4 protein-coding genes are annotated in these 4,806 nt (G+C 64.0%); all 4 read left to right on the forward strand.

Annotation, left to right across the window (positions count from 1 at the left end):
- The coding region (mdoH, locus tag AC3AYF_RS18295) for a glucans biosynthesis glucosyltransferase MdoH (RefSeq protein ID WP_487780147.1) at positions 1 to 1,581 on the forward strand (1,581 nt) is incomplete at its 5' end.
- Between the two features lie 166 nt (positions 1,582 to 1,747).
- Entirely contained in the window at positions 1,748 to 1,990 is a 243-nt protein-coding gene (locus tag AC3AYF_RS18300; protein ID WP_071233199.1) for a GlsB/YeaQ/YmgE family stress response membrane protein, read from the forward strand.
- Positions 1,991 to 2,164: 174 nt separating this feature from the next.
- The gene (locus AC3AYF_RS18305; RefSeq protein WP_295035104.1) at positions 2,165 to 3,445 is read left to right on the forward strand and encodes an acyltransferase family protein; all 1,281 of its coding nucleotides are present in this window, start codon (positions 2,165 to 2,167) and stop codon (positions 3,443 to 3,445) included.
- A 132-nt stretch (positions 3,446 to 3,577) separates the two neighbouring features.
- Complete coding sequence (locus AC3AYF_RS18310) at positions 3,578 to 4,747, forward strand: DUF1266 domain-containing protein (RefSeq protein ID WP_487780148.1); 1,170 nt, start codon at positions 3,578 to 3,580, stop codon at positions 4,745 to 4,747.
- Positions 4,748 to 4,806 lie beyond the last annotated feature (59 nt).

A 4,806-nucleotide genomic window follows, 5' to 3' on the forward strand; every position in this document is an offset into this window, starting at 1 on the left:
CGCCAGCGCCGCGTGAAGCGCAAGAGCGGCAACCTCGACGATTTCTGTCGCCGCGGGGGCGCGCTCTACCGCTACATGCTGGTACTGGACGCCGACAGCGTGATGAGCGGCGCCTGTCTGACTCGCCTGGTTCAGATGATGGAAGCGCATCCGGATGCCGGCATCGTGCAGACCGCGCCCCGGGCGTCCGGGCGATTGAACCTCTACGCCCGCATGCAGCAGTTCGCGACCCGCGTCTACGGGCCGCTGTTCACCGCCGGACTGCACTTCTGGCAGCTCGGTGAATCGCACTACTGGGGGCATAACGCCATCATCCGCATGGCGCCATTCATGCGCCACTGCATGTTGGCGCCGCTGCCCGGCAAGGGCTCGATGTCCGGGGAAATCCTCTCCCACGACTTCGTCGAGGCGGCGCTGATGCGCCGCGCCGGCTGGGGCGTCTGGATCGCCTACGAGCTGGAAGGCAGCTACGAGGAGATGCCGCCGAACCTGCTCGACGAGCTCAATCGGGACCGGCGCTGGTGTCATGGCAATCTGATGAATTTCAGGCTGTTCCTCTCCAAGGGCATCCATCCCGTCCATCGTGCCGTGTTCCTGACGGGGCTGATGTCCTACATCTCCGCGCCGCTGTGGTGCCTGTTCCTGGTGCTGTCGACGGCCTTGCTGGCGGTTCACACGCTGAGTACGCCCAACTATTTCCCCGAACCGGGGATGATGTTTCCGGTGTGGCCTCAGTGGAATCCGACGCTGGCGGTCGGCCTGTTCGGGGCTACCGCGACGCTGCTGTTCCTGCCCAAGGTGTTGAGCGTGATCCTGGTGTGGGTCCAGGGGAGCCGCCAGTTCGGTGGGCCCCTCAAGGTACTGGCGAGCATGGTCCTGGAGTCGCTGTTCTCGATGGCGTTGGCTCCTGTGCGGATGCTGTTCCACACGCGTTTCGTGCTGACCTCGATCATGGGGTGGGCGATCCAGTGGCGCTCGCCGTCACGCGAGAACAGCGACACCACCTGGGGCGATGCGATTCGCAATCACTGGAGCCAGACCCTCATCGGCGCCGTCTGGGCGGGGGGCGTCTACTTCATGGAGCCGACGTTCCTGTGGTGGCTGTCGCCCATCGTGGGGGCCATGATGATCTCGATCCCGGTGTCCGCGCTGTCCAGTCGAGTCTCCCTCGGCAGCGCCTGCTTCCGCGCGCGACTGTTTCGGATCCCCGAGGAGACGCATCCGCCGCGCGTGCTGCGCAGGATGGTGCGTCATCTGGGCAGGATGAACGCGGCTGCCCCCACGCCGAATTTCGTCCAGATAGTGGTGGACCCGGTGTCGAATGCGCTGGCAACGGCGCTCGGCACCTCGCGACATGGCCATGCCGAGCCGTTGAAGCGGCGACGCCACGAGCGCGTGAGTCAGGCGCTCAAGCAGGGGCCGGCGGCGATGAACAACCTCGAGCGTCTGGCGTTCCTGGATGATCCGGTGATGCTGTCCCAGCTGCACTGGAGAGTGTGGGGCGATGCCGAGGCACACCGGAGCTGGCATGAGCACGGCCTGCCCTCGAGAGCCTCCCTGCGGGTGCCGGCCTTCGGCTGACGCGGTAGCGGCGCTTTCATCGTGCCATCAGGCAAACGGGTCGACTTTGGTCGACCCGTTTGCCTGTTATTCTTCGAAGATTCGTCGATTGATGACTATGCTTGTGCAAGGCGGTACCGGACCGCTTGTCGGTTATTCAACCCGAAGGGAATCAAGGAGTAGGACTATGGGCTTTATCTTGTGGCTGATCATCGGAGGCATTGCCGGCTGGATCGCCGGGAAGGTCATGCGCGGCGGCGGCTTCGGCATCCTTGGCAACATCGTCGTCGGCATCGTCGGTGCCGTGATCGGTGGCTTCCTGTTCAGCCTGCTGGGGTTGTCGTCGAACGGGTTGATCGGATCACTGGTCGTCGCGACCATTGGGGCGATCATCCTGTTGTGGATCGTTGCCAAGGTCAAGAAGGCCTAGCACGCACTCATACCTCGATTGGCCACGCTGATCGACTGTCGTGACGAACGGCCGCGCTCCTGCGCGGCCGTTTCGGTACAGGGGGATGCGCTGCCACCGCGATGAGCCGATGACGTGTCTACCCGGCAGAATCAGGTACACTAGCGCCTTTTGACGGCCAGAGATCTGCAACGGATGCTTGATTCATCGACCGCCACGCGCAAAGAACGTTTCATAGGGCTCGAATGGCTGCGTTTCCTGCTCGGCCTCTATATCGTCATTTTCCACACGCTCCACAACTATCCTTCCATACGCGAATGGTCGCATTACGTGACCGATATAGGGTTCTTCTCGACCAGTGCCTTCTTCGTGCTATCCGGCTTTCTGCTGACGCATGTCTATCTCGACTCGTCCTATCAGATGCGCGAGCCGCCCAGGAGCTTCTGGCTGAAACGCTTTTCGAATCTCTACCCCATTCATATCGGATCGCTGATCCTTGCCATGTCGGTGTCGGCGCTGGTTGGCTACCTGGCGATAGCGCCCGGGGATAGCGATATCTCGCTGCGGTTCGTGGTCTACGACGTCAATAACGATATCGGTCAGCTCGACTGGAAAAGCCTGAACCACACCATGGGGTCGTTGGAAACCGGCATCAACCTGCTGCTCAACCTGACGCTGCTGCATGCCTGGAACCCGCTGTATCTGACCTTCAATCCGCCGTCATGGTCGATTTCGGCACTGTTTTTCTTCTATCTGACATTTCCCTGGCTGGCGCCTCGTCTGCGTCGGGTGCTGCATCCCCGTCGCGCCATGCTGCTGGTCAATGTGATCTACCTGATCCCGCCGCTGTACGTGATCCTGACGACCGACTACGGCGTGCCGGAAACCGGCATTCTCCATCGCAATCCGCTGATTCGCCTCCCCGAGTTCGCCGCCGGAATTCTGCTCTGCACGTTCTATGCCCAGCGCAAGGCGCAAGGGCGGTTGATGTCCCATGGCCAGTGCTGCCTGACGCTGCTGGCCGTTGCGGTGAGTGTCGTGGTCGCGGTCTATCTGCTGGGGCTGGGGCACGCGTGGTACTACGCCCTGCACAATGGCTTGCTGCTGCCGGCCCAGCTGGCACTGATCTACGTGGCGGCACACTGGGGGGAGCCACGTAACCCCCGGCTGATGCGCTTGGCGTCGAGGCTGGGCGGCGCATCGCTGCCGATGTTCGCGCTGCATGTGCCTCTCTATGCGGTCTTTTCGCGTGTCGAACGCGTGCTCTCCGGCGATCCCGGCCTGTGTCTGACGGATTTCAGGGGGTGTCTGGCGGCGGCGGGAGAGTTGCACCTGTGGCTCTACCCGCTGTTCCTGATTCTGACCGTGATGTTCTGTGTGCTCTTCCAGGAGCAGTTCGTGGTACGAGTCAGAAAATTCCTGCTACGTCATCTGCTGGGCAAGGCGCCGCGAACTCATACCGAGAAGATGAGCTGAGGTTCGGTGCCCGATCGCGCGCCGGCCATCGGCGCGCGACGACCTTTCCGTTATACTATGCCGCCGCAAGCGCACTGCCAGGAGCCACTCCGGCAGTCAGCGCAAGCCGTCTCTCGTAGCACGAGGTTTCTCTTGAGCGAACTTCTCGTCCCGTGGTGGGCCCAGCAACTGACGCTGTGTGGCTGGCCCCTTGTCAGCGACCCTCGACTGACGCTTGGTGCCGATCAGGCCCACGCTCGCCTGCAGTCGCTCGGGATCGGAGGGCGCGACGAGTTTGCCTGGCGCCTGTGGGAGAGCGGCGGCGACGCACAGTCGCCATCGTTCGCCCGGTTGGCGGCACTGGAGCTGCTCGCCCTGGGGAGTGCGGCAAACTGGATTCGACCTCCCTGTACCGATGCCTGGCTTGTCATGTTGGCCCGGAACATCGTCGAGCAGGCCCCCACGCTCAAGGCCTGGCTGCAGTCGCTCGCCTCCCTGAACGATCCTGCTCTGGATGCCGCCGGGCGCGAGCTGCTGGCTCGGGAGCGCCAGCAGCGGGGCGTTTCCTGGCTTGCGCTTCGCCATCGTCTCAAATCCGCCGGCCCATCGACGCCACCGGATTCGGCCGGATTCGATGCTCTCCAGGTCCGGTCGGCCGATCTCTGGCCGGACGGTCCCTGGCGGGCCAGGGCAGCCATTGCGCCGGTACTTGCCTGGCCGATCGATATCCCACCCGACGAACAGCGACAGTATCGGACGCTGCTGCGCGAACAGGACGACGTGGATGGGCGTGAAGAACTCCTGTCATCGCTGTTCTGGCTCGCGGGGCAGGGGCATCGCTATGGCTGGGAGCTGGATGCCGTGCGGGTGGCACGTCAGCGCCCCGAGGCGCAGCTCGAGTGGCTCTCGGGGTTGAGCGATCAGCACGACTACGGTCAGGTGCTGCTGGGTTTCCTGGCCGATGCGGAACCGCTGGACTGGGCCGCCTGGGACTGGTTCCGGCTCGTCGACCAGGCGTACCTCGGCCATTGTGCCGGGTGGCTCACGACGGAGGAGGCGGAGCGGTTCGCGGGTCATGGCATCGACCTCCTACAGCAGCGCTACCCGGATTGGGAGGCAGCGGCCCGGGCGTATCAACGGGGACGCAGCCTGTTCGAGGGACGAGACCTGCGGGCCGTCTTCGATGAGGAGTGGCGTGGCCTGCTCTCCACCGCTACCCGCCCATGGGCGGTACCGCGCGCCGCCCCGCGGGAGGAGGCGTCGCGGGCGGCGGCGCGGTTTTCACCTCGGTCCGCAGGACCAGATGCCCGTCGGCTTCCATGACCGGCGCCAGGGCTTCGCTCAGGCGGGTGAGGACCGTGACTTCCTGGGTGATCCGGTCG

This window comes from Salinicola sp. (assembly GCF_982684285.1).

Coding starts and splice junctions, on each gene's coding strand:
- AC3AYF_RS18300 (WP_071233199.1), top strand. CDS start 1,748: ATGGGCTTTATCTTGTGGCTGATCATCGGAGGCATTGCCGGCTGGATC.
- AC3AYF_RS18305 (WP_295035104.1), top strand. CDS start 2,165: ATGCTTGATTCATCGACCGCCACGCGCAAAGAACGTTTCATAGGGCTC.